The sequence below is a fragment of the Kribbella sp. NPDC058245 genome (genome assembly GCF_042882005.1).
Taxonomy (GTDB): domain Bacteria; phylum Actinomycetota; class Actinomycetes; order Propionibacteriales; family Kribbellaceae; genus Kribbella.
This window is the reverse complement of record NZ_JBHVWY010000005.1, coordinates 417319-443538: the sequence shown is the minus strand read 5'-3', so window position 1 is coordinate 443538 and position 26220 is coordinate 417319. Positions and strand designations below refer to the sequence as shown.

The window sequence follows — 26220 nt, the reverse complement described above, 5'->3', positions numbered from 1 at the left end:
CATCAGTTCCGGAGGCGTCCACCGAGAAAGGCCAACTGCGCCGGTAGCATCCGCCGCCAGTATCCCTGGGTATGTCCGCCGGCCTGTTGCCCACCCGCCGCGTGCAGCTCGGTCCGCAGGTCGGCGGCCGCCGCGGCGAACGGATCGTCCCGTCCGCAATCGATGCGCACGGCAACATCTTGGAGCCCGACCGGGCGTCCGAAGAGCTGGCCGGCCTCGAAGTCTTCCCGGCTGTCGAAAGCGCCCGGGGCGACGTCCTTGTAGTCCCGCCATATCGCCGGGCTGAGCGCGCCGACCGCGACCGCGCGGGTGCCCGGCCGGACCCGGCGCTGCCAGGCATGCAGCGCCGCGAACAACAGGGCGCCGTACCCACCCATCGACCAGCCGAGGACGCCGTACCGGGCAGTGTCGAGACCGCGATTCGCCAGCAGGGGAAGGAATTCCTGGTCGAGCATGAACCCCGGATCCTCGTCGGTCACCCGGCGATGCCAGTAGCTGTCCGGCCCACCGTCCACGGTCGCCAGCGCAAACGGCGGCGACCCAGCCTGTACGGCGGCAGTCAGGTACCGGTCGATCCCGAGATCACGAACAGCCGACGTGTGATCACCACCACGTCCATGCAACACCAGTACGACGGGCAACGGGTCGGACGGCTGATGACCATCCGGGTAGATGATCGAGTACCCGACCGCCGTACGGCGACCGAGCGAGCTGAACGTGCCCGACACCACAGGTCCAGCCGGTACGTCGGGCACCACGCCATCCGGACCCGTCAATCCGAGAGCCTCGTGCACGCGGCCGCGTCCGGGGATCACCCCGGTCTCGAGTCCGACAACTCCCGCCGTACCGGCGACTCCTGCGACCACGCCGGTGCGCAGGAGCGCGCGACGGGAGATCAACGGAACAGTGCGGCGACGATCGCGATGACAGCCAGTACGGCGATCGCCGCCAACTCGGGACGGGCCCAGTTCGTCTTGACCGCACCACCGTCGACTGCGCCGTACTGGTCCATGTGCGCCTCGATCCGGCCGACGACCAGGTCGGCGCGGGACAACGAGCTGTCCGGCCGAAGCTTGCGACCGCCGACGCGCTGCTTGCGCAGGTCACGCATCACGAGCTGCACCCCCGGTGCGCGGAAACGGCCGGCGTCGGTGTGGACCCGGAGGATGTCGGCGACATCGGCACCGCTGACCTGGTTCCACGGGATGACGCGATCGCGCAGATGGTTACGCAGCACGATGGTCTCCGGGCTGAGCGTGACCGACGGACGGATCAGGCCGCAGTACGCGAGCACCATCAGGATGGCGATCACACTGCCGACCATGATCCCGGAGGCGGTGCGCCACTCCAGCACGATGTCCAGCAGTCCGACCGCTCCGATGGCGATCACGATCCACCCGGAGATCCGGTTGGAGGTGGACAAGTACTGCTCGGTCTCGGTGTCGTTCGACTTCACCCGCACAACGTAACCGGTTGTCCGGATCAGCACTATGCTGCCGAGGGTGACCACTACCGACAGCGGCGTCGACAGTCTGGCCGACGTGACCTCGTCCGAGGACCGGCTGCGCCGGTTCCTGCTCGGTCTGCCGGGCGTCGACCAGGTCGGTGCCGAGGCCCGGGCCGCCACGCTGAGCACGCGCTCGATCAAGACCACGGCCAAGGCCTACGCACTGGACCTGGCGATCCAGATGATCGACCTGACCACTCTGGAAGGCTCGGACACCCCGGGCAAGGTGCGCGCCCTGTGCGCCAAGGCCAAGCGGCCGGACCCGGCCGACCAGACCGCGCCCCAGGTGGCCGCGGTCTGTGTGTACCCGGACCTGGTGGCGACGGCGAAGTTCGAGCTGCGCGGGACCGGCATCAACGTGGCGAGTGTGGCGACCGCCTTCCCCAGTGGACGTTCGAGCCTGGCGATCAAGGTCCAGGACACCAAGGACGCGGTCGCGGCCGGGGCCGACGAGGTCGACATGGTGATCGACCGCGGTGCCTTCCTGTCCGGGCGGTACGGCCTGGTCTTCGACGAGATCTCCGCGATCCGCGAGGCCGCGGGTGACGCACATCTCAAGGTGATCCTGGAGACCGGCGAGCTGGTCACGTACGACAACGTCCGGCGTGCGTCCTGGCTGGCCATGCTGGCCGGCGCCGACTTCATCAAGACCTCCACCGGCAAGGTCTCACCGGCGGCGACGCTGCCGGTGACCCTGGTGATGCTGGAGGCCGTCCGCGACTACCACGAGTCCACCGGTCTGCACATCGGCGTCAAACCGGCCGGTGGCATCCGGACCGCGAAGGACGCGATCAAATACCTGGTCACGGTCAACGAGACCGCCGGACCCGACTGGCTGGACCCGGAGCTGTTCCGCTTCGGCGCCTCCAGCCTGCTGAACGACCTGCTGATGCAACGCACCAAGCTGGCCACCGGTCATTACCCCGGCCCCGACTACTTCACGCTGGACTGAGGCATGAGCAGATTCGAGTACGCACCGGCCCCGGAATCGCGGGCCATCGTCGACATCAAGTCGTCGTACGGGCTGTTCGTCAACGGCGCCTTCGTCGAGGCGACGGACGGCAAGCCCTTCAAGACCATCAGCCCCGCCTCGGAAGAGGTGCTGGCCGAGATCAGTGAGGCCGGGCCGGCCGATGTCGACAAGGCGGTTCGCGCCGCCCGCAAGGCGTTCGAGAAGGTCTGGGGCCCGATGGCCGGCCGGGACCGCGCGAAGTACCTGTACCGGATCGCGCGGTTGATCCAGGAGCGGGCGCGTGAGCTCGCCGTACTGGAGTCGCTCGACAACGGGAAGCCGATCCGCGAGTCGCGTGACGTCGACATCCCGTTGGTGGCCGCGCACTTCTTCTACTACGCCGGCTGGGCCGACAAGCTCGAGTACGCCGGTGCCGGTGACGACCCGCAGCCGTGGGGTGTCGCGGGTCAGGTCATCCCGTGGAACTTCCCGCTGCTCATGCTGGCCTGGAAGATCGCACCCGCGCTGGCCGCCGGCAACACCGTCGTACTGAAGCCGGCCGAGACGACGCCGCTGACCGCGCTGGCGTTTGCCGAGATCTGCCAGCAGGCGGATCTGCCGCCGGGTGTGGTCAACATCGTCACCGGTGCGGGCCGCACAGGTCAGGCTTTGGTCGAGCACCCCGACGTGAACAAGGTCGCCTTCACCGGCTCGACCGCCGTCGGCCGCGCGATCGCGAAGTCCGTCGCGGGCACCGACAAGGCGGTCACGCTCGAGCTCGGCGGCAAGGCGGCGAACATCGTCTTCGAGGACGCGCCGATCGACCAGACCATCGAAGGCATCGTCAACGGCATCTTCTTCAACCAGGGCCACGTCTGCTGCGCGGGTTCGCGGCTGCTCGTCCAGGAGAGCGTGTACGACGAGGTGCTCTCGCGACTGAAGCGCCGGATGAGCTCGCTGCGCGTCGGTGATCCGCTCGACAAGAACACCGACATCGGCGCGATCAACTCGGCCGCGCAACTGGCTCGCATTCGTGAGCTGTCGCAGGTTGGCGAGGACGAAGGTTCCGAGCGCTGGTCGCCGGAGTGCGAGCTGCCGGCGCAGGGCTTCTGGTTCCCGCCGACCGTCTTCACCGGCGTCTCCCAGGCACACCGGATCGCCCGCGAGGAGATCTTCGGGCCGGTGCTGTCGGTGCTGACCTTCCGCACCCCTGCCGAAGCCGTGGAGAAGGCGAACAACACTCCCTTCGGGCTCTCGGCCGGGATCTGGACCGAGAAGGGTTCCCGGATCCTCTGGATGGCCAACCAGCTGCGCGCCGGCGTGGTCTGGGCCAACACGTTCAACCGCTTCGACCCGACCTCGCCGTTCGGCGGCTACAAGGAGTCGGGCTACGGCCGCGAAGGCGGCCGTCACGGCCTGGAGGCTTACCTTGCCCACTAAAGACGGTGCTCGCCTCGAGGTGCGCAAGACGTACAAGCTCTACATCGGCGGCGCCTTCCCGCGCAGCGAATCCGGCCGCGCGTACGCGGTGAACAACACCAAGGGCAAGTTCCTGGCGAACGCGTCGCAGGCCTCCCGCAAGGACGCCCGGGACGCGGTTGTCGCGGCCCGTAAGGCGTTCGGCGGCTGGTCCGGCAAGACGGCGTACAACCGTGGTCAGGTGCTGTACCGGATCGCCGAGGTGATGGAGGGGCGGCACGAGCAGTTCAGCTCCGAGGTCGCCGCCTCCGAAGGCCTCTCGATCTCCAAGGCCCGCGCGGTCGTGGACGCCTCCATCGACCGCTGGGTCTGGTACGCCGGCTGGGCCGACAAGCTCGCCCAGATCGTCGGCTCCAGCAACCCGGTGGCCGGCCCCTACTTCGACTTCTCGTTGCCTGAGGCAACCGGTGTCGTCGCCGTACTGGCTCCGCAGGACTCCAGCCTGCTCGGCCTGACCTCGGTGATCGCCCCCGCGATCGTCTCCGGCAACACGGTCGTCGCCGTCTCGTCGTACGAGCGTCCCTTGCCTGCGGTGACGTTGGGCGAGGTGATGGCGACCTCCGACCTCCCCGGTGGTGTCGTCAACCTCCTCACCGGCTCGGCCTCCGAGATCGGCCCCTGGCTGGCCTCGCACATGGACGTCAACGCCATCGACCTCTGCGGTATCGAGAGCCCCGACGAAGCCCGCGACCTCGAAGCCGCCGCCGCCGAAAACCTCAAGCGAGTACGCCGTCCCGCTCTCGAGGACTGGTCGGAATCCCCCGGCCTCTCCCGCCTGACCCAGTACCTAGAACTCAAAACCGTCTGGCACCCCATCGGCGTCTGACCGCCCACGCCACCACTGGTGGCGCGAGACAGTCAACAACCGCCGGAGACCCCGCACCATAGGGCTCCAGCCTCCACAACCTGTCCCCTGCCACCACATGTGGCGGGGGCGGGTCAGCGGATGGTGGTTTGAACAGGAACTGGTGGGCGTGAACAGGTAGTAACTTGTTCAAGGCCCCCGGAACGTGCACGCCCCCGACGACCTCCCGGGTTTCGGACGTTAGGGGTTTGGCGGTGGTGGTGGCCGCTTTGCGGAGATCTACTGCCGCTCCGTGGCAGTAACTCCACGCAAAGCCGCACTCCGGATGTTTTTCGGGCCTATACGCCGAAAAAGTCACTCATCACGAGCTAGCGGACCGGAACGCGGGGGTTGTTCGCGTTAAGTGGTGAGTTTTAGGGACCCGGTGACGAAATCCACCAATTAGCGGCGCGCCAGGGGCAGCCGGGCGCAACCCGCACCCCAAGCAACCCAACCCGCCGTAACCCACCACAACGCGTCACCGTTCAGGCCTCGTTGCTACCGGCCGCAACCGCAGCACGTAACCTCAACCGGCGGGAACGCGGTCACCGACCGCACCACTCTCCCTCAACCAGGCACCCACCCCAGCCACCCTCCACTGTCAATCGGCCGCAGCGGCGAGCAACCACAAGCCGACGAAACCGGCCGCAGTTGGAGCGGCGCGCAACCACACAACTCCGTACGAAAACCGACCTTGGGGTTATCCACTCAAATTGTCGCCGGGCGGTTAGCGGATGGTGGTTCGGGTGAGGGCTGGGTTGGGGTCGGGGTAGCAGCTGACCGGGGAGTTGATGGTGATGAACTTCCACTTGATTTTGGCGGTGAGGGTTAGGCCGGGGTCGTCGTACGAGGTGCCTTTGAGGCGGGTTTCGATTACGGCGCCTCGGCGGCCGGCCTTCAGGCGGACGGTCAGCGTCGGTAACTGGTAGGCGGCGCCGCCGGGGATGGGGCCGGCGACGGTGATAACGGCGACCCGGCCGTCCAGGCGGACCGATGGGGTGGAGTTGAGGCCGGAGCCGCCGGTGAGGGCGGCGCTCACGTACGACGTGTTGGCGGGGATCGGGACGCGGAGGGAGAGGTCGCGAACCTCTTTGAGCGTGAAGCCTTTGACCTCGCCGGGGAGTTGGCCGGGCTTGAGGTCGACGGTGATCGAGAACCGGTGGTTCGGCTTGACCGTCCCGGGCGCTTTCGCGTCGACGCCTTGGCGGAGCGACAGCAGGTGTTTGCCGAACTTGGTGTCGGCCCGGCAGGCGTAGCTCGCCACGGGTTGGGCTGCCGCGGGAAGGCCGAAGATCAAGGGGAGGACGGCGACACCGAGGATCAGCAGACTGCGGTGAGTAGCCATATCGCTACCCTAAGCATCCAAACGACTGCTTGAGGACCCTCGTCTCACTGGCCGAACAGGTACCAGCCACCGGCACCGGCGGCGACGAACACGACCGGCAGCGCCGCTGCGAACCACAGCCACGCGCGACGGCGGCGACGCCGTACAGGTGGGTTGGTCGCGACCGTGGTCGAGACCTCGTCGTCGGTGATGCTGGTGCGCTCCTGGGCGCGCAGCGGCGCCTCTTGCTCCAGCCGGTACGCCTCGGCCTCGAGCCGCTCGGCGAGCAGTTCGGCACGCTCCCAGCGATCGGTCGGGTCATAGGCCAGCGCTCGCGCGAAGATGTCATCCAGCCCGCCGACCGCGTCGTGCAGCAGCGGCTGCAGCGTCCCGGGCAGCAGATCCGGGTCGCGGTTGAGCACATCAGGGATCGAGGCGACGGCGTACGGCGGATGTCCGGTGAGCAGCGCATACGTCACCGCGCCGATCGCATAGATATCCGCGCGCTCGTCGAAACCGCCGTCCCCACGCCCCTGCTCAGGAGCCATGTACGACGGCGTACCGACCGCCTGTGTGAGTCCAGAGGCCTCCGCGGCCCTCTTGGCCAGCCCGAGGTCGGCGAGCACGATCCGGTGCGTACCGCCGCCGGATTCGATGCCAACGTTCTCCCGGAGCAGCAGGTTCGCCGGGGTGACGTCGCGGTGTACGACGCCCTCGTTATGCAGCGCGGCGACCGCCCGAGCCAGGTCCGCACCCCACCACAGCGCGTCGACCGGATCCAGCGTGCCTTGCCTCAGCAGGTCGCCGAGGGTGCCACCGCCCACGTAGTCCATGACGAAGTACGGGCGCCCGTCCGGCAGCCGGCCGAGGTCGAAGACGCGGACCACCCGGTCGCTCGCGATCCGGCGCATCAGCCGCGCCTCGGACAGGAACCGCTCCCGTACGTCGGCGCGCGAGGCCCAGTTGTCGGCGAGGACCTTGACCGCGACGTCCACGTCGAGGTCGTCGTCATACCCTCGCCAGACCGTCGCGAACGCGCCCGCGCCGATCTGGTCCTGCAGCCGGTACCGTCCGATGACATCCATCGCGAGCTATTGTCGTCCACATCCGGTCCTACCGGCGATAACCACACTCTCTGGGGGAGTATGAACGAGGAGCTGGAAGCGCTCGCGGCACGGACTCTGAAAGACGAGTCGAACATGCCCGAGTTGCTGCAAGCGATCCGGCCGCTGGTGCAGCGCCGGGTGGCGAAGTTCCTCCCGTACCGCGAGGACGCCGAGGAGGCGGTCCAGGACACCCTGCTCCAGGTGGTGAACAAGCTGCACACCTTCAAGGGCACCGGCAGCTTCGCCGGCTGGGTGACGATCGTGGCCACCAACCAGGCCCGCCAGACCTACCGCTCGCTCAAGCGGCGCGCCGTCGAGCAGACCTCCGAGTACATGCCGGAGGCCGTCGACCCGCGCACTACCTCGGTCATCGCCGGCTCCCGTCTCGACCTGCTGGAGGCGCTCGAACACCTGGAGTCCAGCCACCCGCAGCTCGTCCAGCCGCTGGTCCTGCGTGACCTGGGTGCGCTCTCGTACGCCGAGATCGCCGACGAACTCGACGTACCGCTGGGCACCATCAAGGCCCGCATCCACCAAGCCCGCAAGGCCGTCGCCGAGCGCCTCACTGTGCGCTGACCCAGCTCCGCAGCAGTTCGGTCGCGGCCGACCGCTGAGCTGTCGGCAGGTTGGCGATCGTCGCGTTGTGGTTTCCAGCCGGTACGACGTACGTGTGGCACTCGTGTGGACACGGCACGAACTGCTCGGCGGACCAGGGGTCGTTGGCGCCGTAGATGTAGAGCATGCGGGTCGCTGTGGTCCGCGCCCAGTGGTCGATGTCGGGCATGGCGTTCGCGTCATGGTGAGGCGGGTGTTGTAGAGCCGCGGGGGCGGCGCCGGCCTCGGGATAGTGCAGGAGACCTTTGAGTCAGGTCGTGCCGGACGCGACGTCGGGCCAGTTGAGCTGCGCGGCCGCTTGGTAGTAGTAAGCCTGGTACGGCGCAACTCCGGCGTCCGAGTACGACGACCAGTCGACGATCTGCCCGATGAAGGTGAAGAGCTGCTGGTCGGTCGCGGATCGACCGGGAACCAGCAGGCAGCTGGACTGGGTGCGGTACTGCCAGAACTTGAACGGGGTGTCGAGGACCGCGGCCTCGAAGGCGCGATCAGCTGAGCCGTAGGCCTGGTCGTAGGTTTCGCCGAGGGCGACCAGCTTCGGGAGCAGGGTGGCGCGGCGGTAGAGGGCGTTGCGCTGGAGGGTCCGCAAGGCTTCGTTGCAGGCCGGGTCAGTACCCGCGTGCTGGATGAAGTCGACGTACGAGTCCTGCTCGTTGACCGTGTCCTGCGGCGCGACGTACGCGATCGTGGCGTCGACATCGGCCGGGTAGAAACGGCGGTGGTAGACCGACGTCATTCCGCCCTTACTCGCGCCGGTCGAAAGCCACTTGCCGCCGTACAAGGGTTTGAAGGCTTCGACGATTCGGTGATGGTCGGTGGCGGCCTGCCAGATGTCGAGCTTGGTCCAGTCGTTGCTCGCCGGGGTGGAGCGGCCGAAGAAGCGCTGCTCGACGTTCAGCTGGTTACCGTCGACCAGGCGGGTTGGTTCGGCGGCGTTGGCCCCCACCGTGCCGGTGTAGCCGGTGGTCTGCAGCACGGTCGGGCGCTCGAATCCCTTGTGCCACAAGGTGATTCGCTGCTCGAACTGCTCGCCGTCGGTCGCATGGTGGTCGGTTGGCTGGGAGTACCAGAGCACGAAGAACGGCTTGCCGTTGAGCAGCTGACCGCTCTCGATCCGGAGGCCGGCGATCGTCTCCAGCCGGGCCCGGACCGCAGCGACCGAGTCGAGGGCCGCTGCGGGAGCCACCGGAAGCAATAGGACCACAAGGAGCAGGCGGAACCATCGCATTCGGTGACCCCTCGAGCGCTAGCCGACACTCTGAGTGATCAGGTTAGCTGTATCGGCGACGAACCTCTACTGCTCTCCGCAGCTCGTCGAGGTAGTTCGCGACCGCCCGCCGGATCCCGGACGTGACCGTCGAGTCCTTGGTCAGCGCTTCGGCCATCCCGATCAGACCGGCGTCGATCGCATACTTGGGCACGATCCGGTTCGCGGTCAGCATCAGCACCATCCCGGCCCGGAAGTCCCCGGTCCCGGCGATGTCGGTGAAGAACCTCGCCACGTACGGCGCGGTGGTCGCCTCCTGCGCGGGATGCCAGAAACCCTCTGCCGTGGCGAGCAGTTCCCGGACGCCGATCTCGGGGTCGGTCATGATCCGCGCCCAGGCCGCTTCCTTGCCATCGGCAAGCGCCGCCCGGCAGCGCGCGGCATGCGTGACACCTTCTGAGGATTGATCTCGTGCCAGCTCAGCATCGATCTCGGCCGCGCCGAAGGCGTCGAGCCGGACCAGCTGGAGCGCGATCGCCCAGCGCAGATCCTGCCCAACCTCCAATCCGCTGGGCGTCCGCTCGCCGGCCAGCCAGCCTTTCAGCAGGTCCGCGTCGTTCGTGGTCGCGACGAACCCGCGGGCGGTGGCGAGCTGCAGGCTGCTACCTGGCTCGGCGGTCGCCAGCTTGGCCTCCAGCGCATCCGCGACCACACCGCGACTCTCGCCGTACGGGAGGTAGCCGCCAAGGACGCGATCCAGCAGCCAGCGGACGAGCGACTCGACGGCGACGTCGCTGTCCTCCGAACCGACAGTGGCGACGAAGAGCCCGAGCGCCTGGCGCGGATCGAGGTCGCCGGCCATCGTCGCGTCCCGGACCGCGTTCCAGATCACTGCGCGCGTCGTACTGTCCGCGATCTTCGGCAGTACGGCGGGCAGGTTGGCCAGCGTGGTCGCGTCGAGCCGGATCTTCACCCAGGTGTCGTCCTGCGCGTCCGGCACGATCACCGCGAGCTCGTTGCTCAGCGCAACTTCCGCCGTGTCGCCATCCAGCACCAGCTCGACGATCGTCGGCGTACCGGCTTCGTCGTATCCGCCGACAGTCAGCGTGTGCGGCCGGCGCGACTCGTCTGGGCTCTGCCGATGCAGGACAACACCGGTCGCCGTGCGCTCCGCGGTCAGCGTGTCCAGACCGGAGGTTCGCAGCCATTGCTCCGACCAGTTCGCGAGTCCGTCCGCCCCGGCCTCGGTGAGCTTGGCGATGAACTCGGCCAGATCAGCGTTGCCGTACTCATGCGCCGCCAGGTGAGCGTTGACGCCCTTGAGGAACACGTCGTCTCCGAGGTACTTCGCCAGCTGCTTGAGCACCGCCGCACCCTTGGCGTACGAGATGCCGTCGAAGTCGTCGAGCGACTGGCGCGCGTCCTTCAGGCTGTCCGGCGCGACCGGATGCGTCGAGCTGCTCTGGTCGGTCTGCATCCCCCACCACTTGCGCACGAAGGCGAAGTCCGTCCAGTTGCCCTTGTACGCCGTCGCATCCTCGGCCACGCGGTGAGCCATGTACTCGGCGAACGACTCGTTCAGCCACATGTCGTTCCACCACTTCATGGTGACCAGGTCGCCGAACCACATGTGCGCCATCTCGTGCACCAGAACCCGAGACCGGGTACTGCGCTCGGCCTCGGTCGCCTGGGCCCGGAACAGGAAGTCGTCGGAGACCGTGACGCAGCCCGGGTTCTCCATCGCGCCGAGGTTGAAGTCGGGGACGAAGACCTGCCAGTACTCGCCGAACATGTACCGCTGCGCGAACATCCGGTGGTACGCGTCGAACGCATCCCGCGTGCTCCGGAACAGGTCCTCCGCATCCGCCTCCAACGGCTCCTTCATCGACTGCCGGCACGCCAGTCCGAGCGGAATCCCGTCGTACTCGCTCCGGATCAAATGGAACGGCCCGGCGGCGATCGCGACGAAGTAGGTCGACAGCGGCTTGGTCTCGGCCAGTGCCCACTCCCCTGGCGCAGTCTGCGTGGCAGCGCCGTTCCCGAGCACCACCCAGTCCTCAGGACACTTCACCGTCACCGTGTACGGCGCTTTGAGATCGGGCTGGTCGAAACACGGGTAGTACCGCGGTGCCGACTCCAGCGACGACATGCCATAGGTGTAGACGCGCCCATCAGCCGCATCGACCGACCGAACCAGCCCCTCACCATCGACCGAGTACTTCTGGACGGCGTGGATCACCAACTCGTTCTCAGCCTGCAGCCCAGCCAGTGGGAAGCGACCAGCGGCGAGCGATTCCGGATCGAGCGACTGACCGTTCAGCTCGACCGAGAGCAGTCGCTCCGGCTTCACATCCACCCAGCTCGTCTCGCCGACCGCCGTGAACCTGATCCGGCTGGTCACCTCGAACGTGTCACCGGGATCGGTCAGATCGAACGCGACCAGGTACGACCCCACGGTCAGATCGGCGGCCCGCTGCCTGGCCTCTTTTACTGTCAGAGCTTCCACTGTCAGAGCACGCATGCCCTGCACGCTATCCGACTGACCGGGCAACAAGCTGAGCCAATGCCCGCACCTCCTCGTTGGTCGTCTCGGCGCTGATCCGGGTCAGCACCTCCGCATCCTCAGGCTGCGCGACACTGGCCAACACGTTCAGCGCGCTCAGGTGGTCGAAGCCGGCGCGAATGTCTTCGCTGGCCTCAACCGGCGGGCCGGCCAGGATCTGCAGCGCGACCTGCCGCGTCTCGTCGGCGAGCTCGCCGAGCGGGTTGCCGCCACTCACCTGCGTGTACGACGCCGCCACCTGGTACATGTTCAGCGCTCGGCACACCATGGCGATGTTGCTGCTGTGCAGCAGGGCCTGGAAGGCCTGCAGCGGAATGGCTTCAGCATCCATGCCCTGCACGCTAACCGAGTGGTTCGCCTTGGAAGAACCTCAGTACCTTCTGGGCCGCATCCGGCCCGCGCAGCAGATCGGCGGTGATGGCCGACATCTTCGCCGTTCTCGATGCGCGTGCCAGCATGGTCGGCTCGTACATCGCGACCGCCGCCTCCAGGTCCTGCGGGTGCGCCGCGATCGCGCGACCGAGGTCGGCGGCGTCCAGCATGGCGAGGTTGGCGCCCTCGCCGACCGGCGGCAGTAGGTGGGCCGCGTCGCCGAGCAGCGTGACTCCGGGCTCGCGCCGCCAACTGAAATTCATCGGCAGGATGCTGATCGGGCGCACCACGAACGGCGCGTCACAGGCCGCGAGTAGGCGATGGAACTGTGGCGCCCAGTCGGCAGGCAGCTCGGCCACCGCGTCCACATCGGTGGGGTCCGGTAGCGACATGCTGACGTCGATGGAGCCGTCGCCCTTGCGCTGCGCGGCCAGGTGCCGGTCCGGCCCGAAGACCCAGTAGTTGCCGCGACCGACCATCGCAGCGAGCTCTGGGTGGGCACGATCGGCATCTGCGATGGAACTCTGAACGAGAGTGTGCCCGCCATACGACGGCCGGATGTCGGACAGCAGCAGTCGAACCCGGGAGTTTGCGCCGTCCGCCCCGACCAGCAGGTCACACTCGACGGAATCACCGTCGACGAAATGAACGACGTACCGGTCGTTGACGCGCTCCGCGTGACTGAAGACGCGATCCCAGCGAACGGCGTCGACGGGTATCGAGTCCAGCAGCAGGTCACGCAGGTCTGACCGATCGATCTCCGGCCGAGCCATCGGTGCGTCATCCGGGGTGGTCTCCTCGAGCAGCATCGTGCCGGTGTGATCGAGGAGCCGTTGGTCCTGGCCCTCACGGCGTGCGAACCGGAGAAACTCCTGCTCGAGGCCGGCTTCCCGCAGCGCCGCTTGCCCAGTTTCCTCATGCAGGTCGAGCGAACTGCCCTGCACCCGGGCCTCCCTCGACACATCTCGCTCATAGACGACGGCCTCAATGCCACGCATGTGCAGCACACGGGCGAGCGTGAGCCCCCCTGGCCCACCACCAACGATCGCAATCATGAAAAGCTCCCTTCGATACGGTGTATCAATTTATACACCGTATCGGTCAGTACGGTGTAGAGTCCAATCCGTGGTGGACCTGATCTGGGAACGAGCCGAACCGCCCGAGCGGCGCGTACCGGGCCGACTGAGCCGAGTGGCGATCGTGAACGCGGCGCTCACGCTCGCCGATGCCGACGGCCTGGAGGCGGTGTCGGTGCGGAACGTCGCCGGCGCGCTCGACGTCGGCCCGATGCGGCTCTACCGGTACGTCGACACCAAGGACGAACTGCTCGATCTCCTGGTCGACGCCGTGTACGCCGAGATTCCGCCCGCGACCGGTTCCACCTGGTCCGAGGTCCTGCGATCGATCGCGCACGGCACCCGGGACGCGGCCCTGAAGCACCCGTGGTTCGCGGAGCTACTCGGCCGCCGCCCGCAGTTCGGGCCAGCCGCACTCGCGCGGACCGAGGCCTCCTTGACGGCCTTACGGGCGACTGGACTCGAGGATGTCGACCTCCTGATGGGATCCCTCGGAGCGCTCAACGCTTACGTGAGCGGCGCGGTCCGCAAGGAGCTCACCGAGCGCCGAGCCGAGGAGTCCACCGGTCTGAACGAACGGGAGTACCAGCACCTGACCGGCCCCTACCTCACCCGCATGTTCGCCACCGGGAACTACCCCAGCCTGGAACGCAGCGTGCGCGACGCCCGCCACCTGAGTCCGGCCGAGTCGTTCGAGCTAGGCCTCGATCTCCTCGTCGATGGCATCGCACCGCGCCTTGGCTAGGACCTGCCTCTTGAGTCCGCGCCCTAGCGCCCGGCCGCGGCGCGAAGATGTTCGGCCAGCAGGAAGGCCGGCTGCGGGGCATTGGCGGCGTAGCAGAGCAGATGCGCGCGGATGGACCACGAGTCCTGCAACGGGCAGATGTCGATCGACGTGAACGCGTCGACGGCTCGACGCGGAACGATGGCGAGACCTGCGCCAGCCGTCGCGAGAGTGATCAGCGTGTGCAGAGTCGGCACGAGGGTCCGATAGCGCGGTACAGGCGCATGAGGACCGAGGCGCTCCTCCATCCACAGCGTCAGCGGCGAGACCCGGTCGAGCGCGACCAACGGGTGCTCGGCAACCTCGTCGTACGCGATCGAAGGTCGTCCGGCGAGGACCCCGCCGGCCTGGCCGATCACCACGAGCGAGTCGTCGGCGAGCGGTTCGGTCCGGAGCGGGGTCGGTTCGTCGTCCAGGATCACGCCGAGATCGGCTTCTCCGGCCGCGAGGATCTTGACGCTCCGGACGGTACGGCGTTCCTTCACATTGACGTCGTACTCCGGATGGTCGCGGAGAAACGTGGCCAGCGCGGTCGGGACGAGTTGGTGCATCGCCGACCCACCAGCGACGAGGCGAACCGGCTCAGACCCAGAGACGGCGTACGACGCGACCGCACTTTCCAGGCGAGTGGTCTCGGCCAGCACCTCGCGCGCATGCCTGGCCAAAGTGGCACCGGCGGGAGTCAGCCGGACCCCTCGGCGCTCGCGGATCAGCAGCGGTACGCCTGCCTGCGCCTCCAGGGCTCTGACCCGCGCACTGGCCGAAGGCAGGCTGAGGTGCATCGCTCGCGCGCCGCCGGTGATCGAGCCTTCGGCGGCGACCTGCGTGAACAGGCGAAGGTCGTCCAGGTCGTACCGCATGGATTCAGCCTACGCCTCAGCCTTAGGCTGGCTACGGGGATCGCGCATTGTGGAGTCCCGATCCAGGCCTGATCCTCGAAGAGTGCTGATGATCCTGCTGGCCGGTATCGCCGCCGGCGCCCTGAACGCCGTGGGCGGCGGCGGGAGCTTCGTCGCACTCTCCGCCTTGGTCGCGGGCGGCATGCCACCGGTAATGGCCAATGCGACCTCGACGGTCGCGCTACTCCCGGGCAATGCGACCAGCGCCTGGGTCTATCGGCGCCAGGTGACCGTGTTCGAGCAGGTGTCGACACTGCGACTGACGTTGGCCAGTGTGCTCGGCGGGGCACTTGGTGCCGGCCTGTTGTTGTGGTTGCCGTCGGCATCTTTCGACCTGGCGCTCCCGTGGCTGCTCGCCTTCGCGACACTGATCCTCGCGTTCGGCAAGCGATTGAACCGCGCGATCAACCTCGGTACCCCAGGGCCGGCGGTCATCCTGGCCGGGCAATTCCTGCTCTCGATCTACGGTGGCTACTTCGGTGGTGCCGTCGGCGTGATGATGCTGGCGTTCTGGACCGCCACCACCTCACTCGACACCGCTCGCGGCACCCCGCTTCGAGTCATCCAGGTCGGCGCTGTGTTCCTGACGGCGGCGGTCATCTTCGTGTTCGCCGCCGATGTGCTAGACGAGCCACGGCATCTGATCTCCATGCTGTGCGGCGCGATCATCGGCGGTTACGTGGGAGCCCATGCGGTCCGGCGACTGCCACACGTCGTACTGCGCACCCTCGTCCTGGTCACCGCGATCGCGATGACGGTCCTGTTCTTCGTGCGAGCGTTCGGATGAACCGAGCGTTCGGATGAACAGGGCCCAGTTGGCGATGGCGTACCAAGCCTGCGAGGTCTCGGACCTGGCTCGCTCGGCGGCCGAACTGGACGACCCGGAGGCGGCGCTGGCCCAAGCGGAGCTCGTGCTGTCCGCGGCGCGGGAGTTGGTGAACGCGGCAACCCGGTTGGCGTACCGAGCGTCCGACGTACCGACTGATCCTTTGCAGTTGTTCGCCTATCAGCATCCTGACGAGGCTGCGGGCGATGTCGAGGACTGGCTCGGTCAGTCGAGTGGGCGCTGACGGATCTCTTGGCGTTCGTGGTTGATGTAGAGGCCGGCCGCGGTCGAGACGCTGGTCAGCAGCCAGACCAGGACGCCGGCGTCGTCGGTGACACCGATGACCGGCAGGAGGTCGGGCAGGATGTCGAACGGCGACACCAGGTAGATCAACGCGAACACCCACAACCCCATCCGGGTCTTCGGTAGGTCGCCGTACGTGCCCTGGCGGGCCGCCCGGAGCATCCGCGGCAACGCGCGCGCCCGCTCGATCACGTCCCCGACCGGCACCGGCTCGCCCTTGGCGATCTTCCGCGCCCGGACCTTCCGCTTCCGGAGGAAGCCGAACACCGACGCCCCGGCCCCGATCACCAGCAACGCCACACCCACCACTGGCGCCGGCAGCCCGATGACGTCGGCGTCCCGGAACACCAACGTGCCCAGCCCGATCAGCGCCAGCAACCCACCGAAATACACCATCCACCCACTCTAGAGCCCGACACGTCCGTCCCGCGGCCCACGCGGATCGCCACTCCGCAACCCGCCGCGCCCGCCCCACCATCTGATGGCCGGGGCCCGGGGGCGCTTGGGTTGCGGCCGCGCCCGGTGGCCCGCGTTAATTGGTGGATTTTCGTCACCGAGTCCCCAAAACTCACCCATTAGCGCGATCAACCAGCGGATCGGTCCGGCTGCTCGTTACCGGTGACTTTTTCGGCGCATGGACCCGAAAAGTTCACCCGTAACGCGGAACATGCCCCCATGCCGGCCGTCCCGTTCGCTGGGTGGAACGTTTGTCCACATGGCGACCAGTACCGTCTGCTCGGCGCGGATCTTGGACCTCAGCCACAACCCGGAAGCCCAGACAACGGGAACGCGATCGCCGGCCGAACCATCCCCCTCAGCCCGCGCCCACGCCAGCCACCCGCCACTGTAAATCGGCCGCAGCGGCGAGCAACCACAAACCCACGCCCCCGGCCGCAGACGGAATGGCGAGCAACCACCCCGCCGTACCGGCCTCGCCGCGGTCGCGGCGGCGAGTGACCAGCACGCCGTACGAGCCACCAACCGGGGGCTTGAACACGAAGTGGTGGGCGGGAACAGGTCATAACTTGTTCAAGGGCACGACCGGGGGTGCGAGCCCCCGACGAGTGCATATGACGAGTGCACGTGAAGAGCGGCGGCGGGGAACCACGTGCGCACATGCCCGGCAGCGGTTGGAGTGGCGAGCGACCATCCGCCCGCACGCAAACACACCGTTCTCGTCCCTGACACATCGTTTCAGCCCGGCCCGATTTCGCTGGCTAGGCACCGAGGTTGGGGGTTCTACACCGAGGTTGGGGGTTCTACACCGTTAACCAGGGTGCAGAACCCCCAACGCGAGTGGCTAGCCAGCCAAATGGGGTTAGTCGATGAGGCCGCGGACGATGGTGGTCATGCGGTCGACGGGGATGGCGAAGCCGATGCCGATGCTGCCGGAGCGGGAACTGCCGAGGGTGGCGATGGCGGTGTTGACGCCGACCACCTGACCGGCGGCGTTGACGAGGGGGCCGCCGGAGTTGCCCGGGTTGATGGCGGCGTCGGTCTGGATGGCGGACTGGCGGGTGTTGTTGTCGCCGAACCGGGCCTGGCGGTCGACGGCGCTGACGATGCCGGCGGTGACGGTTCCTTCCAGGCCTAGTGGTGAACCGACGGCCAGGACCGGGTCGCCGACATGCAGCTGTGCGGACCGGCCGAGCGTGAGCGCGCGCAGTCCCGACGCGTCGGCGGTCGAGACCTGGAGCACGGCGAGATCGTTGTTCGCGTCGACGCCGAGAACGTCCGCGTCGACCTGGCGGCCGTTCGACAGAACCAGTGATACATCGCTCGCTCCTTCCACCACATGGGCGTTGGTGACCACGTGCCCCTGCGGGTCGATCGCAAATCCGGAGCCGGTCGCCTGCCCGGCACGTACCGACACCACTCCCGGCAGCACACTCGCCGCAGCCGCCGAGATCGACCCCTGCTGCGCCCCACCCGCTGGAGCCGCCGCCTGCGGCAACTCCACCGAGTCGGGTCCACGTTCCCAACCTCCCGTCACCGCACCCGCCAACCCACCGGTGACGAGCGAGAGCGCCAACGTCCCAAGCACAAGGCCGGTACGGCGGCCGCCTGACCGGGGCGGTGGGGCGGGGAAGGAATTGAGCGGACCCGTCACCCCGGCCTGAGGTGCCGCCGCCACCAGAGAGGGGGGAGCCAGTGGCGCGGCGGAGGCCGGGGTGACGGAGAAGGTGGGTGGAGCAGGTGGCGGTGCCGCCGGCGGAGGTCCGGGAACGTAGTCCGGGCCACGGAAGGGCTTTCCTAGGTGTGGAGACATGTCGGGCTCCTACTACGGGAGGCGGGAGAACCAGAGGAGAGAGGCCAGTGCGGCCAGGAGCGCCGCGGCCAGGGCGACACCGGCGACGAGGTTGGTGATCTCGCGCGGTTCGGTGGTCCACCCGATCGAGGACTGCAGATCGGAGTAGACGTCTCGGAGTTGCTCATCGGACTCGGCCGCGTAGGACGAGCCGTTGGTCGACTCGGCGAGCGTCTGCAGTGCCTGCGTGTCCGCCGGAACCGGGACCTCGCGCCCATCCAGGTTGACCGTGCCTTCCGGCGTACCGTAGGCGATCGTCGACACCGGAACACCAGCCTGTACGGCGGCCTGCGCGGCCTCGTCGATCGGGCTGCCCGAGGTGTTGCCACCGTCGGAGAGCAGCACGATCCGGCTCGGCGGCGGGTCATCCGGGTCGATCGTCCGGACCGCTTGCAGGCTGGTCAGTACGGCGTCCCCGATCGCGGTGCTGTCCCGCAACTGCAGACCGTTGATCGCGTCGACCGTGGCCTGGTGGTTGGTGCTCGGAGCCGCTGCCACCGTCGCGGTCCGGGCGAACGCGACCAGCCCGACATTGAACTTCTCCGGCAGGTTCTGCACGAACTCGACCGCTGCCTGCTTCGCGACCTCGAACCGGTTCGGCGCCACGTCCGTCGCAGCCATCGAGTTCGACACGTCCATCGCGACCACGACCGTGGCTCGCTCTCGCGGGACGCGGATGTCGGCCACCGGGCGGGCGATCGCAATCGTCAACACAGTAAGGGCTGCGAGGAAGGCCGCGGCTGGCGCGTGCCGGCGCCAGCCGGGCCGATTGGGGGCGACCTTCTCCAGCATCGGCAGGGTCGCGAACCGGATGGCGTACTTGCTCCGTCGGCGCTGGGCGATCAGGTACGCCGCGACCAGGGCCGCGACCAGCACCAGTAGCCAGAGCCACAGGGGTTGCTCGAATCTCATCGGACACCGGTCCTCGAAGTCGGGGGCCGACGGACACTCGCCCGACGGCGGGAGGTGGCGAAGGCGGCGACGTCGCGGACCCAGTCGTCGTCGGTCCGCAACACCAGGTGCGCGGCGCCGGCACCACGGATCGCCTGGGTGGTCCGATCGCGGTGCGCGGCCATCGCTTCGGCGTACCGGCGGCGTAGTCGCTTGCTGCTCGTCTGCACTTCGCGACGGCGACCGGTCTCGGGATCGACCAGCGTGAGCAGACCGACCTCAGGCAGTTCGAGCTCACGCGGATCGAGGACCTCGATCGCCAGCACCTCGTGCCGGGCAGACAGTCGACGCAACGCATCAGCCCAGCCAAGCGCGCCCTCACCTTCACCTGAACGCCGGGCGGCGGCTCGACCGATGGATCCGCCGGCGACGATTCTTGGCGTGAACGGGTCGTCGTGGAAGTCGGAGACGACCACCCGGAGCCCCGGCCTTGGATGTTCGCGATTCAGCCGCGAGATCGCACGGGCGAGGTCGGTCGGCGGGTACTCACCTGGCGTTGCCCTAGGCAACGAAAGGAGCGTGCGCAGCGAGCGCCGGAGCTGGGCCGCACCAGCGGCAGCGGGTACTCGCCGTACCTCGTCACCGATCGCGATCCGGACGCCGAGCCGGTTCCCGGGACCGCTGGCCAGCAGGCCGAGCGCGCCGACGATCGCGATCGCCAGGTCCCGCTTCTCGCTGAGCGCGGTCCCGAAGTCCATGCTGGCGGACGCATCCAGCAGCGCCCAGGTCTCCAGCTCCCGCTCGGCAAGCGGCGCCCGGACGTGCGGGTCGAGCGACCGCGCGGTCACGTTCCAGTCCATCCGGCGGACGTCGTCCTGACCGGCTTGGTACGGCCGCGCCTCGTTCGGCTCACTGCCGGGACCGCTGCGCAGCCCGGTGATGTCACCGTGCAGAAACCCTTCCAGCTTCCGCTTCACAGTCAGCTCGAGCGCCCGCAACGCCCGCTCCCGACCTGCAAGGAGGTCAGGCCCGGTCATGAGGCCCCTCATCAGGCGGCCGAGCCTTGCGCGACGTCGGAGTCGGACGGTACGACGTGCGGCTGCTCGATGGTGTGCAGGATCCGCGCGACGATCGACCGCGGGTCGACGCCGTCCGCGAGCGCGTCGAACGTGAGCACCAAGCGATGCGACATCACGTCGAGAGCAACGTCGTACACATCGGCCGGCAGCACGTAGTCCCGACCGCGCAGCAGCGCCAGCGCACGACCGGCCGCGACCAGACCGAGGGTTGCTCGCGGGCTAGCACCGAACTCCAGTACGCCGGCCAGATCCGCCAGCCCGTATTGCTGCGGAGCGCGAGTCGCGTGCACCAGGCGGACGACGTACTCGGCCACGGCGTTGTGGACGAACACCTCTTCCGTTGCCTGCTGCAACTGATGGACCTGCTCCGGAGTCAGTACGCCGTTCGCGTGTGGACGCCGGGCGCTCATCCGCTGCAGGATCGTCAGCTCCTCGATCGGGCTCGGGTAGTCGACGGTGATCTTGAGCAGGAACCGGTCCCGCTGCGCCTCGGGGAGTGCGTAGACACCGTCGGACTCGATCGGGTTCTGGGTGGCGAGCACGAGGAACGGGTCGGGCAGCCGGTAGCTGGTGCCGCCGATGCTGACCTGGTTCTCGGCCATCGCCTCCAGCAACGCCGACTGCACCTTGGCGGGAGCCCGGTTGATCTCGTCGGCGAGGACGAGGTTGGCGAAGATCGGTCCGAGCTCGGTGTCGAACCCCTCGGTGGACGGCCGCCAGATCCGGGTGCCCATGATGTCGCCCGGGACCAAGTCAGGAGTGAACTGCAGCCGGGCGAACCGGCCACCGATCACCTCAGCCAACGTCCGGACCGCGAGCGTCTTGGCGACTCCGGGCACACCCTCCAGCAGACAGTGGCCTCGGGCAAGCAATCCGACGAGCATCCGCTCGACCAGCTGGTCCTGTCCGACGACGACCCGCTTGACCTCGAACAACGCGTGCTCGAGGGCGGCCGCCGTCACACCGGGACGCGCAACATGTGTCTCGGTCATGCGTCGTCAGCCGGGTTCTGCTCAGGCTGCGCGGGCTGGGTCTGCTGCGGCTGCGCGGGCTCCGTCTGCTGGGGCTGCGTCGGCTGGGCAGGCTGCGTCGGCCGTGCAGGCCGGCCTTGGCTGCCATTCTTGTCCGGGCAATCACCCCGGTGCCGCCCATCACCCTGCTTCGGCTTGGTACTCGGCGCCGTGCTCTGGTCCGGCGTACTCGGCGCCGGTGCGCTCGGGACCGACGTACTGGGGACCGACGTACTGGGGGCCGACGTACTGGCAGCCGACGTACTGGGGCTGGGCGTCGCCGCGGTTCCCTGGTCGGCGGCCGCGCCCTGGTCGTAGGTCACATAGCCCTGTTCCGGCGCCGGGTCGTCGCCTCCCACCGCGTAGGCGACCCCACCGGCCCCCAGGGCCGCCACGGCAACCGCCGCACCGAGGACGAGCCGCTTGCCTGGGATGTTCATCGAGAAGCTCCTTCGGTTGAATTGGTCCCCACCTCATCAAGGACCGCCGAAAACGACCGGAAAGGAGAACGAAAGCCGAGCGAAAGAGCTGACCGGCGGACCCGGCCAACACCGCTACCTTGGTCTGGTGCGACTACTGGTGGTGGAGGACGAGGAAGGCCTGGTCAGCGCGTTGCGCTCCGGACTCGGTCGGGCCGGCTATGCCGTGGACACGGCACTGACCGGAGCCGAGGCGGTGGAGAAGCTGGCGACGACGGCGTACGACCTGGCGATCCTGGACATCACGCTGCCGGACACCAGCGGGCTCGACCTGTGCCGCGCGGTCCGCCGCGGCGAGATCGAGGTCGCGTCCGGGCGGGAGTTGCGGGTGCTGATGCTGACCGCGCGCGCCTCGCTGGCCGATCGGGTCCGCGGTCTGGACGAAGGAGCCGACGACTACCTGACCAAGCCGTTCGCGCTGGTCGAGCTGCTGGCCCGGATCCGCGCGCTGCTGCGCCGCGACGTGACGAACGGCAGTACCCAACTGCACGTCGGCGACCTCGTCCTCGATTCAGCCCGCCACCTGGCCACCCGGAACGGTCGCGAACTCGCGCTGACCCTCAAGGAGTTCGGCGTACTGCGGTATCTGATGTCGCGGCCAGGTCATGTGGTGTCGGCCGAGGAACTGCTCGAACATGTCTGGGACGAGAATGCGGATCCATTCACCCAGAGCGTCCGGGTGACGGTCGGGACCTTGCGTCGCAAGCTCACCCAGGACGGTGAAGAAGCAGTGCTGGAAACAGTGATCGGCCGCGGCTACCGGCTCCGAGGTGAGGACACATGAACCTCCCGCCGTTCACCCAGACGATCCGCTTCCGGCTGACGCTGACCTACTCGGCAGTGCTGATCGCCCTGTCCGCGTTGGTCCTCGGCGGGGTCTACTTCGCGCTCCGGGCCTATCTGAACCCGCAACCGCTGAACCCGATCACCGTGAAGCCGTACTACAAGGACCACAGCGGCAAAATCCAGGTCCAGGTCGGATCGAAGTTCGAGGCCGCGGATATCGCCAGCTTCCAGTCGGCGGTCAACTTCCAGACCCTCGAGACGCTGCGGAACTACTCCGCGGCAGGCATGGGCGCGCTGTTCCTGGTGAGCCTCGGGACCGGCTGGTGGTTGTCCGGGCGCGCACTACGGCCGGTACGACGGATCACCGAGACCGCACAGGAGATCTCCGCGACCGACCTCTCCCGGCGAATCGCTCTCGAAGGTCCACGCGATGAGCTGCGCAACCTTGGTGACACCGTGGACGACATGCTCGAGCGACTCGAGTCCGCGTTCGTCGCGCAACGGCAGCTGGTTGACGACGCTTCCCACGAACTACGCAATCCACTCGCGGTCATCCAGGCGAACGTCGACGCCGTACTGGCGCATGACGACACCCCGTCCGAGGAACGCGCGCAGGCGACGGCGATGGTGAGCCGCGCGATCCAGCGGATGACCCGGCTGGTCGAGGACCTGCTCGCGTCCGCCCGCCGCTCGTCACCCGCGTTCGTGGACGCCGACGTGGACCTCGCGACGATCGCGAGTGAGGCGGCCGAGGAGTACGACCTGCTCACCGCGGATCGCGAACTCCACGTCGTACGACGTCTGTCTCCCGGACCGATCGCCGCGGGCGACGCGTCCGCGTTGCGCCGCGCGGTCGACAACCTGCTCTCGAATGCCGTCCGGCTCGCCCGTGGCGGCAGTCAACTCATCCTGGCCGTCGGCAGCCAGAACGGCTGGGCGTGGATCGCCGTCCGCGACGAAGGCCCCGGCATCGCCGCCGACGACGCCGACCGCGTCTTCGACCGCTTCTACCGGGCCGGCCGTCCGCAACCGCCCGCCACCGTTCCCTCCACCGGCCAACGCCGCGCGGGCCTCGGTCTCGCCATCGTCCGCCAGATCGCCGAGTCCCACAGCGGCACCGTCGCCCTGCACTCCGAGCTGGGTGTCGGCAGCACGTTCGTCATCTGGCTCCCCGACCGCTCGCTGACCGACGATGTCCGCCGTACACCCGCTCCGCCCGCGGAAGATCCGCTCGGCCCCAGGATCTGACGTTTCGGCTGGAGTCGAAGGGGTTCTCCACCTGCGGGTCACTGCGGCACCGTCAACACATGCGCAAAGTGCTTGCTGGGTTGGTCGTGATGTTCCTGGCGGTCTGCCTGCCGATACCGGCACAGGCCGTGCCGATCGGTGGCGGGACGCCGATGGCGGCCGGCTATGCCTTCTATCCCAGGGTGATTCGGCTCGAGCATCAGCAGCAGGGCAACGGGATGCTGGTCGCCGCCCTGGTCACGAACAACGGCAAGGACTGGGTCGGCGCGATCCACCACAGCACCGACAACGGCCTGACCTTCACCAAGGTCGGCGAGGCCAACGATCCGGACAACAAGTTCGGCATGTGCTGCCACACGCTCTACGAACTGCCGCAGGCCGTCGGCGCGATGCCGGCCGGAACCCTGCTGTGGGCGGCGTCGATGGGTGCCGACGCGGGAGCCGGCCGGCAGATGAGCGAACACGTCTGGAAGTCGGCGGACCAAGGCCGGACCTGGACGTTCCTGGCCGAGGTGGACAAGTCGCCGAGCGCGGCCGGGACCTGGGAGCCCGAGTTCACGGTGGCGACCGACGGTCGGCTGGTGATGTTCTACTCCGACGAGACCGACGGCGTGCACAGCCAGAAGCTGGTCGAGCATGCCTCGGTCGACGGCGTGACCTGGACGGGACCGCGGGACGTGGTGGCGTTGACCGATACGACGGCCCGGCCGGGGATGGCCGTCGTACGGAAGGTTCCGGACGGTAGCTATCTGATGAGCTACGAGATCTGCGGCGGATCGCACGTCTGCGAGGCCTATGTCCGCTGGTCGACCGACGGGTGGAACTGGGGTACGGCGACCGATGCCGGCACCCGGGTCCGGACGGCGGACGGGCGATATCCAGCCAGTACGCCGACGATCACGGTCAGCGGGAATACCGTCGTACTGAACTCGATGCGGGTGCGGAACGCCGACGGGTCCTTCGCGGCCGGGGACGGGAAGATGTTCTTCGGGAACGCGGCGAGCGGGCACGGGGACTGGTTCGAGGTGACCGCGCCGGTGCAGATTCCGGATCCGGGGAACGGGGTGTGCCCGACCTGGAGCAACCCGCTACTCGGTTCAGCGGACGGGAAGTCGGTGTTCCAGATCGCGACCGACTACGACGCGGGTGGGTTGTGTCGCGCCTGGCCCGGCGCGGGAGCCGCCGTACCGGTGGGAAGTCGGTCGGCGGTCGAGGCGGGGCAGGTCTTCCTGACGCAGTACCAGCAGCATCTGTTTGCGACGAGCTCGACCGGCACGCTGCGGCACTGGTTCTGGGACAGCCGGGACGGGATGCACAACGACAGCTGGGGTACGGCGGTCGCCGGGCAACCGGTCTCACTCCTGTACGGCGCGCAGCAGCACGTGTTCTGGCGATCGACGAGTGGTGCGTTGGAGCACTCGTTCTGGGACCCGGCGAGCGGCAGCTACCACGACACCTGGGGAACCGGGCTGGCCGGCGACCCGGCCGCACTGGTGAACGGGAGTGCCCAACACACCTGGGCGGTCGATGCCTCCGGCAACCTTCAGCACTGGTGGTGGTCACCCGGCCAGGCCGTCCAGCGCAACACCTGGGGCAGCGGGCTCGCGGGACGGCCCAGTGCCCTTCTGGTTGCGGATGCCGAGCATGTCGTCGTACGAACCACCGACGGTCGCATCCGGCACATCTGGTGGACGGGACCGCAGGGTTTCCGGAGCGAGACGATCGGCAGCGACGTCACCGGGGATCCCGTCACCGCGCAGATCGGCGACGCCCAGCACATCTGGGCGACCACCTCGAACGGCGACCTCCGGCACTGGTGGTGGAACGCCCGCGAAGGCTGGCGAACCGACGTATGGTCCACGGGCGGCGCGGTCGGCCGCCCCGCGTTCCTCCAGGTCGGCGACGCCCAACACCTCTGGCACCGCACCACGGCCGGAGAGTTGGTCCACGTCTCCTGGTCCCCCAGCACCGGCCTCGTCCGCGAAACCATCGGCACCGGCATCACCGGTGACCCAACGGCCGCGTCCGTCGGCTCCTCCCAACACGTCTGGTCCCTGGACGCCGCCAACGCCGCCCAACACTGGTGGACCGAAGGAACCACCCTCCGCCACGACACCTGGAGCTAGTACCGCAACTTCACGACCCCGGCGATCGCGAACCCCACCGCTACCACCCCGTACAACCCTGCGGGCAGTCCGTAGTCAAGGCCGTAGTCGGCGGTCTGCATGAGCTGAGGGTGGTCGCGATCGTAGATGACTTCGATCGGCTGCCCGACCTCGGCGTCGAAGAAGTGGGTCGTGTCCGCCTGCACCTTCGCCCCACCGCGAGTCACGAACTCGACCACCAGGTGCTCGGTCTTGCCCCCGTACCGGTCGACCACCGTGCCCGTGACCACCTCGCCGCGATGCCGAAGCGCGTACAGATCGTCCACCTCGGACCAGCCGACGCCGACGAAGACGAACGCCATGATCACCAGCACCACGCCCTCGTACCCCAGCCGCCACCGCCGCGGCGGCCGCGGTCGCGGAGTCCCCTCCGGTCTGCTGTGCTTCACGGCTGGTA

25 protein-coding genes and 1 pseudogene are annotated in these 26220 nt (G+C 68.1%); 10 read left to right on the top strand and 16 right to left on the bottom strand.

The genetic code is table 11. The features are described from left to right. Nucleotides 1-2: 2 nt before the first annotated feature. Nucleotides 3-899, bottom strand: coding sequence for an alpha/beta hydrolase (locus ACFVWG_RS14340; protein ID WP_391543685.1), 897 nt, complete (start codon nucleotides 897-899; stop codon nucleotides 3-5). Further along, a complete protein-coding gene (locus ACFVWG_RS14335) occupies nucleotides 896-1456 on the bottom strand; it encodes a PH domain-containing protein (protein WP_391543684.1) in 561 nt (186 codons plus the stop codon). Before ACFVWG_RS14335 ends, ACFVWG_RS14340 begins: the two co-directional genes overlap by 4 nt. A gap of 46 nt (nucleotides 1457-1502) precedes the next feature. Here ACFVWG_RS14335 and deoC point away from each other — a divergent pair, with 46 nt between their 5' ends. The 3 genes from deoC to ACFVWG_RS14320 are packed head-to-tail and all read left to right on the top strand — an operon-like array spanning nucleotide 1503 to nucleotide 4764. Beyond that, nucleotides 1503-2459, top strand: a complete 957-nt coding sequence (gene deoC / locus ACFVWG_RS14330) for a deoxyribose-phosphate aldolase (RefSeq protein WP_391543683.1) — start codon at nucleotides 1503-1505, stop codon at nucleotides 2457-2459. Nucleotides 2460-2462: 3 nt separating this feature from the next. Beyond that, the gene (locus tag ACFVWG_RS14325) at nucleotides 2463-3899 is read left to right on the top strand and encodes an aldehyde dehydrogenase family protein (protein ID WP_391543682.1); all 1437 of its coding nucleotides are present in this window, start codon (nucleotides 2463-2465) and stop codon (nucleotides 3897-3899) included. After that, entirely contained in the window at nucleotides 3889-4764 is an 876-nt protein-coding gene (locus ACFVWG_RS14320; protein ID WP_391543681.1) for an aldehyde dehydrogenase family protein, read from the top strand. Before ACFVWG_RS14325 ends, ACFVWG_RS14320 begins: the two co-directional genes overlap by 11 nt. A gap of 745 nt (nucleotides 4765-5509) precedes the next feature. Here the strand turns inward: ACFVWG_RS14320 and ACFVWG_RS14315 are convergent. Further along, a complete protein-coding gene (locus tag ACFVWG_RS14315; protein WP_391543680.1) occupies nucleotides 5510-6127 on the bottom strand; it encodes a hypothetical protein in 618 nt (205 codons plus the stop codon). Between the two features lie 44 nt (nucleotides 6128-6171). After that, nucleotides 6172-7191, bottom strand: a complete 1020-nt coding sequence (locus ACFVWG_RS14310) for a serine/threonine-protein kinase (RefSeq protein WP_391543679.1) — start codon at nucleotides 7189-7191, stop codon at nucleotides 6172-6174. A 60-nt stretch (nucleotides 7192-7251) separates the two neighbouring features. Here ACFVWG_RS14310 and ACFVWG_RS14305 point away from each other — a divergent pair, with 60 nt between their 5' ends. Next, complete coding sequence (locus tag ACFVWG_RS14305) at nucleotides 7252-7788, top strand: RNA polymerase sigma factor (protein ID WP_391543678.1); 537 nt, start codon at nucleotides 7252-7254, stop codon at nucleotides 7786-7788. Here the strand turns inward: ACFVWG_RS14305 and ACFVWG_RS14300 are convergent. From ACFVWG_RS14300 to ACFVWG_RS14285, 4 genes and pseudogenes are all read right to left on the bottom strand, one after another. After that, nucleotides 7775-9055, bottom strand: a pseudogene (locus tag ACFVWG_RS14300) (S28 family serine protease). The gene ACFVWG_RS14305 and the pseudogene ACFVWG_RS14300 sit on opposite strands and share 14 nt — an antisense overlap. 43 nt (nucleotides 9056-9098) lie before the next feature. Beyond that, nucleotides 9099-11555, bottom strand: a complete 2457-nt coding sequence (pepN, locus tag ACFVWG_RS14295; protein WP_391543677.1) for an aminopeptidase N — start codon at nucleotides 11553-11555, stop codon at nucleotides 9099-9101. Nucleotides 11556-11565: 10 nt separating this feature from the next. Continuing rightward, complete coding sequence (locus ACFVWG_RS14290) at nucleotides 11566-11928, bottom strand: hypothetical protein (protein ID WP_391543676.1); 363 nt, start codon at nucleotides 11926-11928, stop codon at nucleotides 11566-11568. Nucleotides 11929-11938: 10 nt separating this feature from the next. After that, nucleotides 11939-13024 carry an FAD-dependent oxidoreductase gene (locus ACFVWG_RS14285; protein WP_391543675.1) on the bottom strand — a complete coding sequence of 362 codons (1086 nt, stop codon included), beginning with the start codon at nucleotides 13022-13024 and terminating at the stop codon, nucleotides 11939-11941. A gap of 70 nt (nucleotides 13025-13094) precedes the next feature. Between ACFVWG_RS14285 and ACFVWG_RS14280 the strand changes: the two genes are divergently transcribed. After that, on the top strand, nucleotides 13095-13790 hold the full coding sequence (locus tag ACFVWG_RS14280; protein ID WP_391543674.1) for a TetR/AcrR family transcriptional regulator: 696 nt from the start codon (nucleotides 13095-13097) through the stop codon (nucleotides 13788-13790). Nucleotides 13791-13813: 23 nt separating this feature from the next. On the opposite strand, the gene ACFVWG_RS14275 is transcribed toward ACFVWG_RS14280, so the two are convergent. Beyond that, entirely contained in the window at nucleotides 13814-14689 is an 876-nt protein-coding gene (locus ACFVWG_RS14275) for a LysR family transcriptional regulator (protein WP_391543673.1), read from the bottom strand. A gap of 88 nt (nucleotides 14690-14777) precedes the next feature. On the opposite strand from ACFVWG_RS14275, the gene ACFVWG_RS14270 reads away from it, so the two are divergent. Together ACFVWG_RS14270 and ACFVWG_RS14265 are read left to right on the top strand one after the other, a co-directional pair. Then, nucleotides 14778-15515 carry a sulfite exporter TauE/SafE family protein gene (locus ACFVWG_RS14270; RefSeq protein ID WP_391543831.1) on the top strand — a complete coding sequence of 246 codons (738 nt, stop codon included), beginning with the start codon at nucleotides 14778-14780 and terminating at the stop codon, nucleotides 15513-15515. Nucleotides 15516-15528: 13 nt separating this feature from the next. Further along, nucleotides 15529-15798 carry a hypothetical protein gene (locus ACFVWG_RS14265; RefSeq protein WP_391543672.1) on the top strand — a complete coding sequence of 90 codons (270 nt, stop codon included), beginning with the start codon at nucleotides 15529-15531 and terminating at the stop codon, nucleotides 15796-15798. Here ACFVWG_RS14265 and ACFVWG_RS14260 read toward each other — a convergent pair. The 6 genes from ACFVWG_RS14260 to ACFVWG_RS14235 all read right to left on the bottom strand — a co-directional run bounded on the left by ACFVWG_RS14260 (nucleotide 15780) and on the right by ACFVWG_RS14235 (nucleotide 21585). Continuing rightward, nucleotides 15780-16253 carry a YkvA family protein gene (locus ACFVWG_RS14260; protein ID WP_391543671.1) on the bottom strand — a complete coding sequence of 158 codons (474 nt, stop codon included), beginning with the start codon at nucleotides 16251-16253 and terminating at the stop codon, nucleotides 15780-15782. The two genes, ACFVWG_RS14265 and ACFVWG_RS14260, sit on opposite strands and share 19 nt — an antisense overlap. 922 nt (nucleotides 16254-17175) lie before the next feature. Next, nucleotides 17176-17817 (bottom strand): S1C family serine protease, encoded by a 642-nt coding sequence (locus ACFVWG_RS14255; protein ID WP_391543670.1) that lies wholly within the window; start codon nucleotides 17815-17817, stop codon nucleotides 17176-17178. Nucleotides 17818-18138: 321 nt separating this feature from the next. Continuing rightward, a complete protein-coding gene (locus tag ACFVWG_RS14250; RefSeq protein ID WP_391543669.1) occupies nucleotides 18139-19077 on the bottom strand; it encodes a VWA domain-containing protein in 939 nt (312 codons plus the stop codon). Continuing rightward, a complete protein-coding gene (locus ACFVWG_RS14245; protein WP_391543668.1) occupies nucleotides 19074-20093 on the bottom strand; it encodes a DUF58 domain-containing protein in 1020 nt (339 codons plus the stop codon). The genes ACFVWG_RS14250 and ACFVWG_RS14245 overlap by 4 nt, the downstream gene beginning before the upstream one ends. Nucleotides 20094-20104: 11 nt before the next feature. Further along, on the bottom strand, nucleotides 20105-21127 hold the full coding sequence (locus ACFVWG_RS14240) for an AAA family ATPase (protein ID WP_391543667.1): 1023 nt from the start codon (nucleotides 21125-21127) through the stop codon (nucleotides 20105-20107). Next, the gene (locus ACFVWG_RS14235; protein WP_391543666.1) at nucleotides 21124-21585 is read right to left on the bottom strand and encodes a hypothetical protein; all 462 of its coding nucleotides are present in this window, start codon (nucleotides 21583-21585) and stop codon (nucleotides 21124-21126) included. The genes ACFVWG_RS14240 and ACFVWG_RS14235 overlap by 4 nt, the downstream gene beginning before the upstream one ends. A gap of 127 nt (nucleotides 21586-21712) precedes the next feature. Between ACFVWG_RS14235 and ACFVWG_RS14230 the strand changes: the two genes are divergently transcribed. Genes ACFVWG_RS14230 through ACFVWG_RS14220 form a run of 3 tightly spaced genes read left to right on the top strand, consistent with a single transcriptional unit; the run spans nucleotide 21713 to nucleotide 25784 of the window. Further along, on the top strand, nucleotides 21713-22408 hold the full coding sequence (locus ACFVWG_RS14230; RefSeq protein WP_391543665.1) for a response regulator transcription factor: 696 nt from the start codon (nucleotides 21713-21715) through the stop codon (nucleotides 22406-22408). Then, the gene (locus ACFVWG_RS14225; protein WP_391543664.1) at nucleotides 22405-23658 is read left to right on the top strand and encodes a sensor histidine kinase; all 1254 of its coding nucleotides are present in this window, start codon (nucleotides 22405-22407) and stop codon (nucleotides 23656-23658) included. Before ACFVWG_RS14230 ends, ACFVWG_RS14225 begins: the two co-directional genes overlap by 4 nt. A 59-nt stretch (nucleotides 23659-23717) precedes the next feature. Beyond that, nucleotides 23718-25784, top strand: a complete 2067-nt coding sequence (locus ACFVWG_RS14220) for a hypothetical protein (protein ID WP_391543663.1) — start codon at nucleotides 23718-23720, stop codon at nucleotides 25782-25784. Here the strand turns inward: ACFVWG_RS14220 and ACFVWG_RS14215 are convergent. Next, nucleotides 25781-26212: a DUF3592 domain-containing protein gene (locus tag ACFVWG_RS14215; RefSeq protein WP_391543662.1), complete on the bottom strand. Its 432-nt coding sequence runs from the start codon at nucleotides 26210-26212 to the stop codon at nucleotides 25781-25783. The two genes, ACFVWG_RS14220 and ACFVWG_RS14215, sit on opposite strands and share 4 nt — an antisense overlap. Between the last annotated feature and the right edge of the window lie 8 nt (nucleotides 26213-26220).

Coding starts and splice junctions, on each gene's coding strand:
- ACFVWG_RS14325 (WP_391543682.1), top strand. CDS start 2,463: ATGAGCAGATTCGAGTACGCACCGGCCCCGGAATCGCGGGCCATCGTC.
- ACFVWG_RS14315 (WP_391543680.1), bottom strand. CDS start 6,127: ATGGCTACTCACCGCAGTCTGCTGATCCTCGGTGTCGCCGTCCTCCCC.
- ACFVWG_RS14310 (WP_391543679.1), bottom strand. CDS start 7,191: ATGGATGTCATCGGACGGTACCGGCTGCAGGACCAGATCGGCGCGGGC.
- ACFVWG_RS14305 (WP_391543678.1), top strand. CDS start 7,252: ATGAACGAGGAGCTGGAAGCGCTCGCGGCACGGACTCTGAAAGACGAG.
- pepN (WP_391543677.1), bottom strand. CDS start 11,555: ATGCGTGCTCTGACAGTGGAAGCTCTGACAGTAAAAGAGGCCAGGCAG.
- ACFVWG_RS14290 (WP_391543676.1), bottom strand. CDS start 11,928: ATGGATGCTGAAGCCATTCCGCTGCAGGCCTTCCAGGCCCTGCTGCAC.
- ACFVWG_RS14285 (WP_391543675.1), bottom strand. CDS start 13,024: ATGATTGCGATCGTTGGTGGTGGGCCAGGGGGGCTCACGCTCGCCCGT.
- ACFVWG_RS14275 (WP_391543673.1), bottom strand. CDS start 14,689: ATGCGGTACGACCTGGACGACCTTCGCCTGTTCACGCAGGTCGCCGCC.
- ACFVWG_RS14270 (WP_391543831.1), top strand. CDS start 14,778: ATGATCCTGCTGGCCGGTATCGCCGCCGGCGCCCTGAACGCCGTGGGC.
- ACFVWG_RS14265 (WP_391543672.1), top strand. CDS start 15,529: ATGAACAGGGCCCAGTTGGCGATGGCGTACCAAGCCTGCGAGGTCTCG.
- ACFVWG_RS14260 (WP_391543671.1), bottom strand. CDS start 16,253: ATGGTGTATTTCGGTGGGTTGCTGGCGCTGATCGGGCTGGGCACGTTG.
- ACFVWG_RS14250 (WP_391543669.1), bottom strand. CDS start 19,077: ATGAGATTCGAGCAACCCCTGTGGCTCTGGCTACTGGTGCTGGTCGCG.
- ACFVWG_RS14245 (WP_391543668.1), bottom strand. CDS start 20,093: ATGACCGGGCCTGACCTCCTTGCAGGTCGGGAGCGGGCGTTGCGGGCG.
- ACFVWG_RS14240 (WP_391543667.1), bottom strand. CDS start 21,127: ATGACCGAGACACATGTTGCGCGTCCCGGTGTGACGGCGGCCGCCCTC.
- ACFVWG_RS14235 (WP_391543666.1), bottom strand. CDS start 21,585: ATGAACATCCCAGGCAAGCGGCTCGTCCTCGGTGCGGCGGTTGCCGTG.
- ACFVWG_RS14225 (WP_391543664.1), top strand. CDS start 22,405: ATGAACCTCCCGCCGTTCACCCAGACGATCCGCTTCCGGCTGACGCTG.
- ACFVWG_RS14220 (WP_391543663.1), top strand. CDS start 23,718: ATGCGCAAAGTGCTTGCTGGGTTGGTCGTGATGTTCCTGGCGGTCTGC.